The organism is Micromonospora sp. A3M-1-15, assembly GCF_024213425.1.
Lineage (GTDB): Bacteria > Actinomycetota > Actinomycetes > Mycobacteriales > Micromonosporaceae > Micromonospora > Micromonospora chersina.
In genome coordinates this window covers 1,315,865-1,331,351 of the sequence record NZ_JANAVK010000001.1, presented here as the reverse complement: position 1 = coordinate 1,331,351, position 15,487 = coordinate 1,315,865, and the positions used below count along the sequence as shown (strand labels likewise).

Annotated in this window: 14 protein-coding genes; 7 read left to right on the top strand and 7 right to left on the bottom strand. The window is 69.6% G+C overall.

The features are described 5' to 3' along the window. Positions 1–108: 108 nt before the first annotated feature. The 3 genes from NLX85_RS06110 to NLX85_RS06100 form a co-directional block, all read right to left on the bottom strand. Complete coding sequence (locus NLX85_RS06110) at positions 109–1,323, bottom strand: IS110 family transposase (RefSeq protein ID WP_254332065.1); 1,215 nt, start codon at positions 1,321–1,323, stop codon at positions 109–111. A gap of 522 nt (positions 1,324–1,845) precedes the next feature. Beyond that, positions 1,846–2,358: a flavoprotein gene (locus NLX85_RS06105; RefSeq protein ID WP_254332063.1), complete on the bottom strand. Its 513-nt coding sequence runs from the start codon at positions 2,356–2,358 to the stop codon at positions 1,846–1,848. Beyond that, complete coding sequence (locus NLX85_RS06100; RefSeq protein ID WP_254332061.1) at positions 2,355–3,593, bottom strand: helix-turn-helix domain-containing protein; 1,239 nt, start codon at positions 3,591–3,593, stop codon at positions 2,355–2,357. Before NLX85_RS06100 ends, NLX85_RS06105 begins: the two co-directional genes overlap by 4 nt. 249 nt (positions 3,594–3,842) lie before the next feature. Here NLX85_RS06100 and NLX85_RS06095 point away from each other — a divergent pair, with 249 nt between their 5' ends. The 3 genes from NLX85_RS06095 to NLX85_RS06085 are packed head-to-tail and all read left to right on the top strand — an operon-like array spanning position 3,843 to position 5,469. Then, positions 3,843–4,064: a hypothetical protein gene (locus NLX85_RS06095; RefSeq protein ID WP_254332059.1), complete on the top strand. Its 222-nt coding sequence runs from the start codon at positions 3,843–3,845 to the stop codon at positions 4,062–4,064. Further along, positions 4,061–5,218, top strand: a complete 1,158-nt coding sequence (locus NLX85_RS06090) for an FAD-binding oxidoreductase (protein WP_254332057.1) — start codon at positions 4,061–4,063, stop codon at positions 5,216–5,218. The genes NLX85_RS06095 and NLX85_RS06090 overlap by 4 nt, the downstream gene beginning before the upstream one ends. Further along, complete coding sequence (locus NLX85_RS06085; RefSeq protein ID WP_254332055.1) at positions 5,209–5,469, top strand: hypothetical protein; 261 nt, start codon at positions 5,209–5,211, stop codon at positions 5,467–5,469. Before NLX85_RS06090 ends, NLX85_RS06085 begins: the two co-directional genes overlap by 10 nt. A 125-nt stretch (positions 5,470–5,594) precedes the next feature. On the opposite strand, the gene NLX85_RS06080 is transcribed toward NLX85_RS06085, so the two are convergent. Then, entirely contained in the window at positions 5,595–6,533 is a 939-nt protein-coding gene (locus NLX85_RS06080; protein ID WP_254332053.1) for a replication-relaxation family protein, read from the bottom strand. Between the two features lie 453 nt (positions 6,534–6,986). Next, positions 6,987–7,853, bottom strand: a complete 867-nt coding sequence (locus tag NLX85_RS06075; RefSeq protein ID WP_254332051.1) for a DUF2637 domain-containing protein — start codon at positions 7,851–7,853, stop codon at positions 6,987–6,989. A gap of 839 nt (positions 7,854–8,692) precedes the next feature. Here NLX85_RS06075 and NLX85_RS06070 point away from each other — a divergent pair. Both NLX85_RS06070 and NLX85_RS06065 read left to right on the top strand, forming a co-directional pair. Beyond that, positions 8,693–10,048, top strand: a complete 1,356-nt coding sequence (locus NLX85_RS06070; protein ID WP_254332049.1) for a hypothetical protein — start codon at positions 8,693–8,695, stop codon at positions 10,046–10,048. Further along, the gene (locus NLX85_RS06065; protein ID WP_254332047.1) at positions 10,045–10,659 is read left to right on the top strand and encodes a hypothetical protein; all 615 of its coding nucleotides are present in this window, start codon (positions 10,045–10,047) and stop codon (positions 10,657–10,659) included. Before NLX85_RS06070 ends, NLX85_RS06065 begins: the two co-directional genes overlap by 4 nt. On the opposite strand, the gene NLX85_RS06060 is transcribed toward NLX85_RS06065, so the two are convergent. Together NLX85_RS06060 and NLX85_RS06055 are read right to left on the bottom strand one after the other, a co-directional pair. Continuing rightward, the gene (locus NLX85_RS06060) at positions 10,639–12,057 is read right to left on the bottom strand and encodes an RNA-guided endonuclease TnpB family protein (RefSeq protein ID WP_254332045.1); all 1,419 of its coding nucleotides are present in this window, start codon (positions 12,055–12,057) and stop codon (positions 10,639–10,641) included. The two genes, NLX85_RS06065 and NLX85_RS06060, sit on opposite strands and share 21 nt — an antisense overlap. Next, positions 12,054–12,671, bottom strand: coding sequence for an IS607 family transposase (locus NLX85_RS06055; RefSeq protein ID WP_254332043.1), 618 nt, complete (start codon positions 12,669–12,671; stop codon positions 12,054–12,056). Before NLX85_RS06055 ends, NLX85_RS06060 begins: the two co-directional genes overlap by 4 nt. A gap of 114 nt (positions 12,672–12,785) precedes the next feature. Here NLX85_RS06055 and NLX85_RS06050 point away from each other — a divergent pair, with 114 nt between their 5' ends. Together NLX85_RS06050 and NLX85_RS06045 are read left to right on the top strand one after the other, a co-directional pair. Then, the gene (locus NLX85_RS06050; RefSeq protein WP_254332041.1) at positions 12,786–12,950 is read left to right on the top strand and encodes a hypothetical protein; all 165 of its coding nucleotides are present in this window, start codon (positions 12,786–12,788) and stop codon (positions 12,948–12,950) included. A gap of 173 nt (positions 12,951–13,123) precedes the next feature. Continuing rightward, positions 13,124–15,451: an acylase gene (locus NLX85_RS06045; protein ID WP_254332039.1), complete on the top strand. Its 2,328-nt coding sequence runs from the start codon at positions 13,124–13,126 to the stop codon at positions 15,449–15,451. Positions 15,452–15,487 lie beyond the last annotated feature (36 nt).

The following is a 15,487-nucleotide window of genomic DNA, read 5'->3' as shown; positions in this document are numbered from 1 at the left end:
TCGGCATCCACCGGCAAGGGCCATATGTGTGCGTTGCATCGGTCTGGTTGGGAGAACGGGGGTGCGGGGAACGTGGGTGAACGTGGGCCTGTCGGCTACGCCTGATTCTCAATGCTGTTTGTCAAGCGGCGAGGGCGTTCGGGGGTGTCCTTCTTCGTAGGGTCGGTCGTCGCGCAGCATCGCCCAGAGCACGTTCACGCGGCGCCGGGCGAGGGCAAGGACGGCTTGGCCGTGGCGTTTGCCATGAGCTCGTTTGCGCTCGTAGAAGGCTTTTGAGGCAGGGCTGCGCTGGATGCTGATGAGGGCTGACGTGTAGAAGACGCGTTGAAGCTGGCGGTTATAGCGCTTCGGACGGTGCAGGTTGCCGACGCGTCGACCGGAGTCGCGTGGTGTGGGTGCCAGTCCGGCGTAGCCGGCGAGATGGTCAGCGGAGGCGAATCCGTCCAGGCTGCCGCCGGTGGTGGCGAGGAGCTCCGCGCCGAGGAGGTCACCGATGCCGACCATGCTGGTGATCACCTTGGCGTGGTGGTGGCGGTGGAATCGGTCAGCGATGAGCTTGTCCAGCTCAGTGAGCTGCCGGTCGAGGTCGATGACGTTGGCCGCAAGCCGGCCGACGAGTTCTCCGGCCATCGCCTCACCGGGAACGCTGACCTGCTGAGCTTCAGCGGCGTGTATCGCTGCGGTGGCGAGCTTGTCGGCGTGGCGGACTTTGCGCTCGCGGAGCCAGCGCTCCAGTTCCTCTCGCCCGGTTGCCATCAGGGCGGCGGGAGTCTGGAACTGGCTGATGAGCACGAGCGGTCCGCGATTGGTGAAGTCGAGTGCGCGCTCCAAGGCGGGGAAGATGCCGAGCAGCCGTACTCGTAGCCGGTTGATGGTGCGGGTGCGATCGGCCGCAAGGTCGGCGCGGTGCGCGGTAAGCATGCGAAGTTCAGCGAGCATTGTGTCGTCAAGGTGCAGCTCACGCAGGTCACGGCGCATGCGGGCCTGGTCAGCGATGACTGCGGCGTCCTTGGCGTCGGTCTTGCCCTCGCCGCGGTAGGCACCGGCGATACGGTTGACCGCCACGCCTGGCAGGTAGAGGACCCGCTGGCCGCGCTCGAGCAGGAGCGTGATGGCAAGAGCGGCCGGGCCGTCGGCCAGGTCGATGGCCCAGGTCACCTCCTCCGCTCGGGCGAGGACCGCGGTGATCACCGCGGCGATCTCGGGTTCATCGTTGGACACCCGGCGCGACAGCAGCCGGTGCCCTTCGCTGTCGATGACCACCAGGTGGTGGTGGCCCTTGCCGGCGTCGATCCCAACCCATGCTTGCTCGACCTGCTGCATCCAGCCCTCTCCCTGCTCGTGATCGGGATGCCGTCGACGCGCTCGCCGTCCATTCCCTACGCAGCGATCGATGTCGCAGATCTCAATCAGCGGTCAAGACGTCGTGGAGCGCCGGGGTGGCCAATCAAGCGAAGCCATCAACGGCAGAAAACTGAAAGCCATGCCCCGGTGCTCCCGGCTGCCCGGACAGTACGACAGGCCGGACGATCAACAAGGTAGGGAAAACTGACCACGTGGTTCCGGGCCAGGGCGGAACACGATGGTCAGGATTCAGGCGGCGTTGACAGGGCCACTTCCTGCACCTGAGGCGAACCCCCAGGTCGCTGGACCGGGCCTCGCGTCCTCGTAGCTCAGGGGATAGAGCATCGGTATCCTAAAGGCTGGCGTCCCCGCGGTTCAGGTGCCTGGTCGTTGATGCGCCAACAGGATTTCCTAAATTAGAAGTCCATACACCCACGGTGGGCACTCTCGCCGACAGGCTGAAGCATTCGTCATTTCGACGACGATCCGGCGTGATTCTGATCACACTGAAGGCCCGAGTCGAGTGGACGCGTGGAGTCGGTCGCCGACGATTTGCCAGTTGGGCTCGCTCGTCATTGACATTGCCCGGACGCCTGCCTTCTCAAGTTGTTTCAGGTGTCGGTCGTAGCCCGGATGAGCGGCTAGCTGAGCCTTGACGTTCGGAAAGGCGTACACCGGGATGCCGGTGCCGAGTGCCTCGTTGAGGATGCCGAGCGCGGGCGTGTCGTTGATCCCCAGCGCCCACTTATTGATCACGTTGAACGTCGCCGGCACCACAGCAATGACATCCGCCGGCGGGTGCGGCTCCGGCTCACCCGGAATCCGCCACTCCACCCGTACCGGATACCCCGTCTGGCGCGCCAAGGCCTCCCGATCAATCCAGGTGGCCGCTGTCGGCGTAGCGGTCACGCAGACGGCCCACCCGTCTGCGAGCAGCAGTTCAATCAGCTCACCGATCCGCAGCACCGGAGGAGCGGCACAGGCCACCAGAGCCAGCACACCCCGTTGAGTCATGCCAACAGTCCAGCCCGCTCCGCCAGGGGCCGCAGCCCTGGCGTAGGCGCCCGCCGTTCCTTGGCCAGCAGGTCCAGCAGCAGCGCTCGCGCCTGCACGTTGGCGTAAACCACCTCGGCGCCCACCCGCTCTGCCTCAAGAAGGTGCAGCAGGGAGGCTGATCGATCGCCGGAGGAGATGAACGCCGCTGCCGCCAAGTCGACGTGTACCTGGGCCCGTCGACCGACCAGCACCGCTGGCAACCGCGACGTGTCGAGCCGCGACCCGATCTCCAGCGCCTGGTCCGCATTGCCGGCTCGAACCGCAGCGGAGACCGCGTGGATGACGACATTCGTCGGACCAAACCCTGTCCACAGCCGGTTGCGATCTGAGCCGAGCAGCGCCGCCAGGTCTCCGGCCTGCGCGAGGAACTGGCCCGCTTCCTTTGAGCTTCCCTGCCCAGCCGCCATCACGGCAGCCAGCAGCAACAATGCGCCCTGCGCGGACAGCAGGTCCGGGTCATCAACGGCACCGAGGCGGTTAACGCTGGTGAGCACAATCCGTTTGGCGTCGCCGGCTCTCCCGGGCAGCCGCATGAGCCCGCATGCCGCCTGATAGGCGGCCACGGCTGTCAATGCCTGGTCGTCCGCCAAGCGGGCGGCGGTGGAAGCCCGATCGGCGGTCAGCAGGGCGGTGTCACCGTCACCGACCTTGGCTGCCAGCTTCGATGCCGCGATGTAGGCGGCAGCGAGCAGTCGAAAGGCGCTGCTGCGATGCAGCCCGCTGGCGTGGCCAGTCAGGGCTGTGGCCTGGCTGAGCACGTCCGGCAGCAAACGAGCGGCCGACGTGTAGCTCGCCCTCTGGTAGAGGTTGTGTACCCGGCCAACGCCCCGCCGTACCTCGACAAGCGGCGGCGTCGGCACATCAGACGCCGTCAGGTAGCTGGTGAGAAAGGAGCGGAGGCCGCTCAGCAACTCGGGCCGAGCGGCACCGGCAGCGCGCCTACGAGCGTCATCTCCCATGGCCTGCCCTCGGTGTGCCGCCACCGACACGTCTACGAGCATGTCGTCGAGCTGTTCGAGCGTAACCCCCAACGCGGAGGCGATTCGGGCGCGATGCCACGGCTGGGGATCCGTCTCGGCGTTCTCCCAGCGCACCACGGTCGACCGTTCCACGCCGAGAAGTTCGGCCAGGCGTTCCTGGCTGAACCCGAGTGCCTTGCGCCGTTGGCAGAGCCGGTGCCGCTTCAGGGCCACGCCCGATCTCCCTCCATTCTGCTGTCACTGTAGTAACCGTCTTTCGATTGGGCGGGTGGGCAGACGCCTCATTTCTGCGTCACTGAGGCTTCTCTGGCGCTGTAGTTCCTGCTCAGGCGAAACCTGAGGCTGGACGCAAGGCCCGGGGCGGGTGCTGGGCTCCGGCCGCGTCGTTCCCCCGTACGGCAGCGGCCGTCCCCGCCCGCCCCGGCGCCACTCCACGCACCCCACCGCCGGAGGCGCCCACCGATGTCCGCCGTACTCGCCGAGAGTCCCGTGCTCACCCCGGTCACCGACGAGGACCTGGCCCTCGCCGCCCACGCGGTCCGCGTCCACGCCCCCGAACCGTGGCCGCAGGGCCAGCTGCGCCACAGCGAACGCGTCCCGTACCCGTGCCGCCTGGCCCGCTGGGCGCACGTCACGATCCACGCCGCCCGCCTCACGGAGGAGCACCTCGGGGAGCCGGCGTGACGCAACAGAAGACACCCGAGGCGGTCGCCCGCTGGCTCAGTCTCGTCGCGGCAGACGCGGAACTGTCCCCGTACCTGATCGGGGTAGACCGGGACCGCCTGACGGAGCAGGTGGCAAGAGCGTTGACCACCAACACCGAGCTGCCGTACCTCGGCTGGTCGGAGGCCGAGCACCGCCGCGCGGAGAGCTACCTGCGGCGGCGCTCGTTCTGGGAGGAGGTCGAGGACCTCTGCCCGGGCCTGCTGCCCGAGCGGGCCGCCCCGCTGATCGAGGCCGCCCTGCGCCGGCTCACCGACCGGCCGGCCCGACCCGAGCAGCTGGCGCTGCTGAGCGTCCTGGGCCGCGCGTACCGCCGCTTCGGCCTGCGATCAGAGCATCAGACGGTCATCGACGACGCGCTACGGACCACCGTGCCCTGGCAGGAAGTCGAGCGGGCAGCCACACAAGCGGGGGACGGCCCGGCCTGGTGGCCGGTCGAGGTGCTCGACCATGACCTGGCCTGCGACGGGGTCGCGATCCTCACCGTACGGCCGTGGCGGCGGCTGCCCTACCGGCCCGGCCAGGCGGTGCCGGTCTGCACGCCGCGCCGGCCCGGCCGGTGGCGCTGGCTGTGCCCGGCGAACGCGCCGCGTCCGGACGGCACCGTCGAGCTGCACGTCCGCGTGGTCCGCGGCGGCGCCGTCTCCACCAGCCTGGTCCATCAGGTCCGCCCCGGCGAGCTGCTTCACCTCGGCCCGCCGGCGGACACGGGGCTGAGCCTGCACGGCGGGAATCTGCTGCTGATCGCCGGCGGGACCGGGCTGGCGCCGCTGTGCGCGATCGTCGAGCAGGTCGCCGCCGCCCCGGACGGCCGGCAGGTGACGCTGATCGCGGGAAGCCGTGACGTGGCGGGCCTGTACGACGCGATCACCCTCGACAAGCTTCAACAGGCCCACGATTGGCTGACCGTCGTGCCGGCGTTCTCTCATGATCCGCTGGCCGAGCCGGGGGAGCGGGGCGACGCGTTGACCGTCGCCGTCGACCATCTGCGCGGTGAGCAGCAGGTCTACGTGTGCGGTCCGCCGCTGATGCTGGCCGGCGCGCGGTTGCGGCTGCTCGCGGCGGGGGTGCCGGGCGAGCGGATCCACCTGCCGGATCGGATCCCGTGGCGGTGACCGTCTACCGCAGCCGGCACGCCCTGCGCGGCCCGCTCACCCCGGATCGGATCGCCACGGTGCCGTTGCCGTTGACCCGACGAGGGCGGCGCGGCTACCAGGTCGACGAAGTCGATGCCCTGCTGCACCGCCTTGCCTTCGAGCTGCAGCGGCGTACTCGCGAGCGGGACGACGTGCGGGCGGAGAACCAGCGGATCAAGTGTGCGCTACGGGCGTGGCAGGCGGAGCAGCGGACGTACCAAGCTCCGTGACCTCACGGCTGGCTCGCCGCTTGGTCGAAGGTGCCAGCCCGGCTTCCGGTCCTACCGCACCTGCCGCTACGGAATAGACGGTGTGAGCAGCCCGCTCAACCGGGCTGCTCACACCGTCAAGGCCATCAGGATGCTCGCCCGTGCGGCCCGGCCTTTGTGCGGGTAGGGAACTCCTGGTCGTGGCAGGTGTCGGTGTAGGGCAGGTCGACGAGGCAGCGACGGCCGGCGCCGAGACCAACCAGGTGCCACACCCGCTCGGCGGGGCTCGCGCCGGTGGCGGCGCGTAGGTCGGCGGTGGTGGTGGCGATGAACGCTCGTGGCGTGGTGCCGGTGAGGCGGTGGTGCAGGTTCGCCTCACGTCGCGCCGACGGTAGGTGGAACAGGACCGGCCATGCCCAGGTGCTCATCGCGTACAAGCGTTCGTACTTGGCGATCTTCTCGGTGAGGATGTCGAGGCGTTCGCGGCCGGTGTCGTATTCGAGGAAGAACGGCACCGAGCGGTCCTGCTCGGTCCACACCCCGGCGCCGTCCGGGCGGGGGAGGCCGCTCGGACCGTGGACCATGAGCTGCGGGTCCGCGCCTCTGCGGTAGAACACGCCCGGTTCGTGGAAGGCGGACGCGGGCTGCCAGCGGTCCAGACGGCTGTCGGGGTGGGTGCGGGCGTGGGCGGCCAGGTCGACGAAGACCTGATTGCCGCCGAGCAGGTGGGGTAGGTCCGGGCGGGACGTGAGGGATTGTTTTCGGCGGCGGGCCTGGTCCCGGCGTGGTGGTCCGAGGCCGCGTTGGGCGCGGACGTGGCTGTAGCCGAGCTGGTCCAGGACGTAGTGGTACGGGTAGGAGCCACCGTCGGGTTTGTTGGGTCGGAACCGGTCCACCGCGCGAAGGACGGTGAGGCGGCGCAGCCGGCGTTGAGCGAAATCGAGGGACGGGAACAGGGCGGCGGCGATCTGGTCGGTGGTCAGCAGTCCGTGGTCGTAGAGCCAGCCGAGGAGGCGGTCGTCGCGGGCGGTGATGCTGGCCTGCAGGCGCAGCAGCGGATCCGGCGCGGGTAGCGGTTTACGCATGGGCGGCCCCTGGGGGGACACCCCACACATGAGGGTGTGTCTGGAACCGCTCGGGCTCGGTGAGAGCGGACCTCACCTGGGCTGTCAGCGAGTATCGGGGGTCAGTTTGGGGGTCGGTATCAAGGCGGACGGTGGAACGGGGATCGACACCGACACCGGCATGGCCGATCACACCGCTGCAATCGTGGTGTGAGAGGGCGGGTGTTGCGGGTTGGTGACAGCGCTGGTGGCGCTGTTGGGGGTCGTTGAGCTGGGTCAGAATGCTCGTCGCTCCTTTAATGATCGGAGTGCGGGTGGAGGGGCAGTAGGTGCACTGGCGGCGGGCGCCGTGGCGGGCGGGGCGGTGTTCGCTCTGACAGGTCGGGTCAGGTTCTGTCAGGAGGCGGGCTTCCTGACAGGCGCTGGTCTGACCGGGGCGGTGTGCTCTGTCAGATGTCGCCGGTTGTGGTTCTGTCACGCGGCCTCCTGACGTGACAGGTCCGGCGTGGCCGGGGCCGGTGGGGTGGCCTCGGAGCGGAGGACGCGCACGAGTGCTGAGGCGGTGGCGTTGGACAGGTGATGCCCGTCAGCGCGCAGTTGCCGGGCGAGTTCCTTGCGGGACAGGGGTGTCCCGTGGGTGGCGAGCGTGTGGGCGGCGGTCCGGGCGGCCGGGACCAGCGCGCTGATCTCCGGGCCGCGGTGCCGGACCGGTGGGCCGCTGTCGCGGCGGTCCGGGATCGCCGGGTCTTGGTCCGCGGTAGCCGGGACCGCGGTGGTGCAGTCCCGGACCGGGACAGTGGGCGTGGGGACCGGCAGCGGCGGTCCGGGGACCGGCTCGTGGGTGTCCGGGACCGCGGCGTCCACGATCAGCGGCGGTCCTGGCTCGCCCGGCGTGGGTCGGGCGGTCTGGTCGGGTGGGGCGGGGTCGGCGCGGCCGAGGGCGATCTTCACCATCGTCAGGAAGCCGAGCGCCGGCAACGCGGCGGCGACCCAGCCGATCACCGACGCTTCCGCCTCCACGACCTGGGCCGACAGGGACAGGAACACCGCCACTGTCAGCACGGTCGCCGGGAACGCGACGCTCTTTCCCAGGCGCCGGTTGCGGCGCAGTTCCAGACCGGCGGCGATCGAGGCCAGTTCCAGGACCACCGCGTCGGCCCAGGCGAGCCAGCCCGGCTGGCCGTGCGCCGCCGCGACGTCGTGGACGTGACGGAACGAGGCTGCGCCGGCCGCACCGCCGATCAACAGCATGATCAGCACCTGGATGCGGTTCTCCAGCCGCTCCCGCCCCGACCCCATCTCGTTGGGCAGGTCAGGCGGCCGTTGCTCAAGTGGTGCCAACGGCCCACCACCTTTCGACACGTCGTCCGGGTAGAGCCTCGAATTGCGTCACCCTGGGCCGGCGAACCGAGAAGGCAGCCGCCAGCCAATTTGCATTGATGAAGGTCGAGATCATGTTCGTGCTCCAGCTTCGTTTGTAGGGATTCAAGGGCGACGGGGATGGCGACCAGGTCGCGCCTACTCAGACAGGGCCAGTTCGCGGGCGGGCGCGACCCCTGCCGGGGGTTGCCCGGCAAGGCGCACCCCTTGTGCGTGCAGAGGTCGGCCAATACCTCACTGTGATCGAGCCAACGAACAATCCAGGCCCCGCGCAGGGGCAGGCAGCCAGCAGCAGGTGCCGCCACAACCCGTACTGCAGGCTGAGATCAACGAGCGGACACGGCGCGGCCAAGCTGAGCCACAAGCGCTCGCAACTTCCGCCACCGGCAGCGCTCAGCAAGCGCCACAGTGGTGCAGCTCAACTTGCCGACGAGTGATCCTTCATGTGGGACCTCCCATCTCTCGACGTCCCCCATGGCCAGCAACAGCCGGCACGCCGTCCTGAAAGTGCCTGCGGCCTCTTTCTGGCCGACCGCGCCAGCCGGCGGTGCGGGAACGTATATCGAGTACGCCCCGGGAACACCCGCCGAGTCAACCCCGATTTCCGCGCAGCTCAGTCACGAGCCGTGAGGCCAGTCCGGTGGAGTGCAATCCGGCAGGGCACCCGCCGGCACACCGGCGACAGGTGCCCTGGTCCTTTCGCCAGATCACGTCATCCCGCTGCTTCCAAACCCCGCGAGCCCGGTACTAGGGTCTCGTCTGGCCGTCGTTACGGCGGCTGGCCGACACGGGGAGGTGTGATGCGGCGTCGTCAACTGCTGGCGTCCGGGATGTTCACGGCAATCGGGCTCAGCGCCGGGGAGCTACTGACGGCAGCGCCGGCCGCCGCCGAGACGGCCGTGCTGAAGAGCGTGGGCACCCAGCTGCCGGTGGACGACCTGCGGGCGGTCGAACTCGACGAGGTGCGCGGTCGCCTCTACATCGCCCAGGGGGTCGGTGGCGCGCTGCCGCTGGTGGTGACCGACCTCGACGGCCGGCTGCTGAACCGGGTCACGGCCGTCGCCGACATCTCCGACCTCGTCCTCAGCGACGACGGGCGCATCCTGTACGCGGCCCAGGGCTTCAACCGGATCATCGCGCTGGACACCGCCACGCTCACCATCATCGCCAGCTACCCCGCGCCCCCCGGCGCCCACCTGTACACCGTCGAACCGGCCGGCGAGAAGGTCGTCGGCGGGTTCATCGACGCCGGCATCGGCTCCGGCGGTCTGCTGATCTGGTCCTCGCCCGGCACCCCGCCGGTGGTCTACACCGCCGGCCCCAACTACCACCCGATCATCGACGCCAGCCCCGGCGCGCCCGGTCTCCTCGTCGCCGGCGACACCGGGTATTCGCCCGTCACCACGTACGTCATCGACGTTTCCGGCGACGGCCCGACGATCGTCGCCCGGCGGGACAATACCGGCAGCAACCTGATCGACTACGCCGTGAGCCCGGACGGCACCGAGGTGGTGGAGACGGTTGGCCACCCGTACGAGCACCACTCGTACCGGCTGCCGGATCTCGCCGACGCCACCGTCTATCCCAGCGGGGTCTATCCGCAGGACGCCGCCTGGTCCGGGGATGGGTCCACCGTCGCCATCGGTCGCGCCTCGACGGCTTCCGGTGACGCCGACGTCTACCTCTACGGCAGGGGCAGCACGGTCCCGACGTACGCCGTCGATTTCCGCAACGGCGACAGCCTCTGGGAGGGCACGCTCCTGGTCAACCGGGACGGCACCCGGGCCTGGGCGGTCAGCTCGACCGACCCCTACCAGGAAACTCAGCTGCTGCATTCCTTCGGTCCGGCGCACCCGCCGAGGCCGCCGGTCACCGACCTGGCCGTCACCGCCCAGGTCGGGACAGGCAAGGAGAAGGGCACTGCGCAGCTCACCGTGACCTGGAGCTCGCCGATCGGCGACGACAACTACTGGTGGATCACCGCCTCGACCAACGGCGGGGCCGAGCGGGAGTTCTGGCGCGGCAAGCTGGACGCCAGCGGCAGGTACACCCTCACCTACTCGCTGCCACGCGGCACCACCACCTTCACGGTCCGGTACCGCGACTACTGGCAGTTCTACCCCGACGGCTACGCAACCGCTGTGCTGCAGCGGTGAGCGCACCGATCCGGCGCCGCGGTCCGCTCGTCCGCCGCGGGGCACTGGCGCTGCTGCTGCTCACCACCGGCCTTGCGGGCTGCACCCGACCCGGTGCCGCCGAAGCCGGCGCGGTCTGGGACACCCCGGCGCCCCCCGCCACAGCGACGGGGAGTGCCGCTGCGGCGACCACAAGTGCAGCGGTGACACCAACGCCGAGCAACCTGGCCGCGAGTGCCTCTCGCACGCCGAAACCGCGCACACCGGCGGCAGCGCAGGGCGGCTCGGCCGCCGCCCCGCCGCCGGCCCCGGCCGCCAAGGCCACTCCCGCCCCGGAATTCCCCCGCGGCTACAGCCTGCTGTCGCAGACCTGCACACTCCAGGCCGGCCAACAGGTGTACGTCTCACTCAGCGGCAAAACGAAGGGAAATTTCCGCTTCTGCACCCAACGGCTGCGCAAGAACGACACGGGCGGCAACTTCCTCAACCCGTACGTCTTCGTCGAGCCGTTCTTCCTCGACGGCGGCCGATGGCTCCCGGACTCGCGCGAGCCGCTGAACCTGACCATCACCTGTCGGGTCATCCACGCCGGCGAACAGGACTACTGCTTCCTACTTGTTGCTCATAGTTGAGCGGTTCGGATGATTCGCTCTCCGCCCGGCGGTGGCTGGGCTGGAGTCCTGGACCGGCAGTCTGGTCCGGTGGCGATCGGTCCTGTCCTGCAGGATCTGCTTCACCTTCTGATACGGGGTGTGCAGGGCGATGTCGGGGTCGCCGGCTCGCTGCAGGATGTTGATCGCGGCGTTCACGTCGGCCTGCCACACCACCCCGCACGAGGTGCAGTGAAACCGGTCCCCGCTGCGGCGGCCGAGCCGGCCGCAGCGGTGACAGGTTTGTGAGGTGTAGGCGGCGTTGACATGTACGAGCGCAGAACCTCTGCGCTCCGACACACTTTTGAGGGCCTCGGCGGTGACTCCTTTGGTCCACGCGGCGAGACGCCGGTTGATGTTCTTAGGAAGCTTCTTGCGGCCGGTGAAGCGTTTGGTCAGGTCTTCGGCGATCACGGTGGCGGCCTTGTCCACGACCTCGTGCACCGCGGTGAAGATTTCCGTGCGCACCCGCGCCTGGTGTCGGGCGGCCTGTCGGTCCCGCTTGATCGTGCCGAGGTTGTTGGCCTTGATCCGGTGGGCTTTCGCGTGGTTCCCACGCAGGGCGGCGTTGTTGGCGATTGAGCGCAGCTTCGCCCGACGGCGGTTACGCTCCTTCAACCGATCCGACTCGCGGGTGAGCAGCACGCCGAGCTGTTCACCGTGGGGCTGGCCGTTGGAGTCGGTCAGGGCTTCGGTGTAGCCCTTGTCCACGCCGATCGTCGCCTCGCCGCATGGTCGCTGCGATGAGCGCATCTGCGCCGCGTCGATCTGGTAGTGCACCTCCGCTCGGCCGCCGCGCAGGATCAGGCGCAGCGTCCCGGTCGGGGCGACCGTCGTGGACAGCGGAATTTTGACCATCTTGCGGGGCTCGAGACCGGGAACCGCCAGCCACAACCGTCCCCGCCCATCGACGGCGGTGTTGTACTTGTCGGCGCGCACCACGATCTGATCGTGCGTGCGGTTGCGGCCACGCCTCCAATGTTTGCGCATCTGCCGGGCCAGGAACGGGTCGCTGGCCCATTGGTCGGCTTTCAGCGCGGTGAACATCCGCTTGCGCTCGGCCGGATCGTTGGTGCGTCGGTTGATCGCCCGCCGGACGTCGGCCTTGGCGGCCGCGAGGTTCGCGGCGATGTCGGCCATGGCGTCGCGGACGGTTTCCTTCCACGCATTCGCCAACACGGCGAACTGCACATGCGTGCCGTCAACCAACCACCGGTCACGCACCTGCCGGTCCCGCAGCCCGGCCCCGACACCGTTGATCGAGCCGTAGCGCTGCCACACCTCGCTGCGCACCCGACCCAACCGACGGGCCTGCTCCACCAAAGCGGCGTACTTGCCCGGGTTCAGTCGGGCCGAGTAGGCGATCCGGGTGACCTTCACCGGTCACCATCCATGGTCAAGTCCGCCCTCTTCAACTCCTCCTCGTAGCGGCGCAAACCGTCCAGCCGGTCCGAGAAGGTGTGCACGATGGCCAGGAGGTCCTCGACCAACTCCTGCTGCGGGGACAGGGACTCCTGGTTGGCCACGACGATCTCGCAGCCGCCACGCGCCGCCACATGCTCCAGCAAGTCGAACCCGAACCGCGCCAACCGGTCCTTGTGCGCCACCACCAGCGTGCCAACCTCACCCCGATCGACGGCATCCATCAACGCCAGAAACTTCTTACGGCGAAGGTCCATCCCGCCGCCGACCTCGCTGATCCACTCGTCCACCGCCAGACCACGAGCGAGGCAGAACTGCTGCATCGCCGCCACCTGCGAGGCCAAGTCGACTTTCTGTTCCGGCGACGAGACCCGGCAGTACACCACGACCTTCCGCCGGTCGGCGTCGAAGCCCGGCTGCAGCACCCGGCGCACATCCGAATCGTCGAAATACCGCTGCCCTGACGGCAGACGACGGGCCCCGATCCGGCCCTCCGCCTCCCACCGGCGCACCGTGCTCACCGAGCGGCCCACCCGCTTAGCGAACTCGCCGATCCGATAAACACTACCCACGGCAGTCGATTATGGATAGCTCTAGAAAGGAAAGCAACCACTAATAGCTGCTCCCTCACCGCCACCTCGCCGAGCGGGAACGGGCCTGGGCACACCGCGTCCTGCGGTCGGCTGGTGCCGCACGCGGTTACCGCGACGACGGGCAGCGATGCCTACACGATCCGATTCAGCGGGTACACCTCGGGCGGTTACTACGGCGTGCTCGCCTTCGACACCGAGGTGCACTTCCCGGGCGCCGGCAAGCCGACCCCGGAGCAGCAGGTGTCCGTACCGCGCTGACGCGGATGTACCACGACCGCGACCCGTACGGTGCTTATTCAACCGCCCCGCATCGTCAGCGGTGATCGACAGGTGACTTGAGCAACTTTCACTACTAGCGTCGATCGGACCTGGACAGTCACTACTCGGGGAGGGCGTCCAATGTTCAGTCCACGCCACCACCGGAGCGCCCGATGAGGGCGCGCCCACTTGCCGCCGCGGCGACGGCCACCGTCCTGGTCGCCGCCGGCCTCACCATCAACGGCGGCACCGCCTCCGCCCACGGCAACGGCTACTCCGCCCTGATCCAGCGCGCCTCGTACGGCGTACCGCACGTCACCGCCCGCGACTTCGCCAGCCTTGGCTACGGCGTCGGCTACGCCCAGGCCGAGGACAACATCTGCCTGATCGCCGAGCAGATGGTCACCGTCCGCGCCGAGCGATCCCGCTGGTTCGGCGCGACCACCAGCAACGTCACCAGCGACCTCTTCCAGCAGAAGGCCATCGACGCCCGCGCCGCCGAGCGCTGGCTCACCGGCCCGCGCGACGGCATCCACGCACCCTCCGACGAGGTACGCGACCAGATCCGCGGCTTCGTCGCCGGCTACAACGCGTACCTCCGCAGCGCGAAGAGCAAGATCACCGACCCGGCCTGCAAGGGGAAGGACTGGGTACGCCCGATCACCGACTTGGACGTGTGGCGGGCGAACTGGACGCGGATGGTCCGGGCCAGTTCCGGAGCGCTCGCCGACGGCATCGTCGCCGCGGCGCCACCCGGTGCCGGCGGGACCGCGAGCGCCCCGCAGGCCGAAGCGGTCGTCAACGCCCGTGACGGCGCGCCGGCCGGGGTGGGCAGCAACGCGTACGGTCTGGGCCGCGACGCCACCGCCAGCGGCGGCGGCATGCTGCTGGCCAACCCGCACTTCCCGTGGGACGGCGGCGAGCGCTTTTACCGAATGCACCTGAAGGTGCCCGGCCGGTACGACGTGGAGGGCGCGGCCCTGGTCGGCGACCCGATCGTTGAGATCGGCCACAACGGCCGGGTCGCCTGGAGCCACACCGTCTCCACCGCCCGCCGCTTCGTCTGGCACCGGCTGGCTTTGGTGCCCGGCGACCCGACCAGCTATCTCTACGACGGCCAGCCCCGGAAGATGACCGCCCGCACGGTCACCGTCCAGACCCCTGGCGGGCCGGTCAGCCGTACCCTCTACGACACCCACTTCGGCCCCGTCGTCGTGGTGCCGGGCACCTTCGACTGGACGGCGCAGGCCGCGTACGCGATCACCGACGTCAACGCAGCCAACAACCGCGCGCTCGACGGCTGGCTCGCCATGGGACGCGCCGGGTCGGTGGGTGAGCTGCGGGCGGTGCTGGACCAGCGGCAGTTCCTGCCCTGGGTCAACGTCATCGCCGCCGACCGCGACGGCAACGCCCTCTACGCCGACCACTCCGTCGTGCCCCGGGTCACCGGCTCCCTCGCGGCCGCCTGTATCCCGGTGCCCTTCCAGCCCTTGTACGCCGGCAGCGGCCAGGCCGTCCTCGACGGATCCCGCTCCGCCTGCGAGCTGGGCCAGGACCCGGACGCCGCGGTGCCCGGCATCCTCGGCCCGGGCAACCTGCCCGCGCTGGTCCGCAGCGACTACGTGACCAACTCCAACGACAGCTACTGGCTGGCCAATCCGGCCCGCCCGCTGGAGGGCTACCCGCGCATCGTCGGCGACGAGCGGACCCCGCGGAGCCTGCGGACCCGGCTCGGCGTGCACCAGGTGCAGCAGCGGATCGCCGGCACCGACGGGCTCCCCGGCAAGGGCTTCACCACCGGCAAGCTTTGGGACGTGACGTTCGGCGACCGGGCGTACGGGGGTGAGTTGGTCCGCGACGACCTGGTCCGGGTCTGTGAGGCGCAGCCGACGGCCACCGCCTCCGACGGCACCACCGTCGACCTGACCGCGGCCTGCGCCGCCCTGCGTGGCTGGGACCTGAAGGTCAACCTCGACAGCCGGGGCGCGCACCTGTTCACCGAGTTCGCCCTGGCCGGCGGCCTGCGCTTCGCCGACCCGTTCGACCCGGCCGCCCCGCTCACCACGCCGAGCCGGCTCGCCGTCGACGACCCGAGGGTACGCACCGCCCTCGCCAATGCCATCCGCAAGTTGAACGGCATCCCGCTCGACGCCCGCCTCGGCGACATCCAGACCGAGCCGCGCGGCGCCGAGCGCATCCCGATCCACGGCGGGCGGGCGGAGGCCGGCGTCTTCAACATGATCATCGGGGTGCTGCAGCCCGGCGTCGGCTACTCGAAGGTGCAGCACGGCTCGTCGTTCGTGATGGCCGTCGAACTGGGCCGCAACGGGCCGTCGGGCCGGCAGATCCTCACCTACTCCCAGTCGGCCAACCCGAACTCACCCTGGTACGCCGACCAGACCCGCCTCTACTCGGGCAAGGGCTGGGACACCATCAAGTTCACCGAGCGGCAGCTCAAGGCCGACCCGAACCTGGTCACGTACCGGGTGGGGGAGCGGTAGGCCGGCAGCACCCGCTTCACCCGCGAGGGCGCGGCG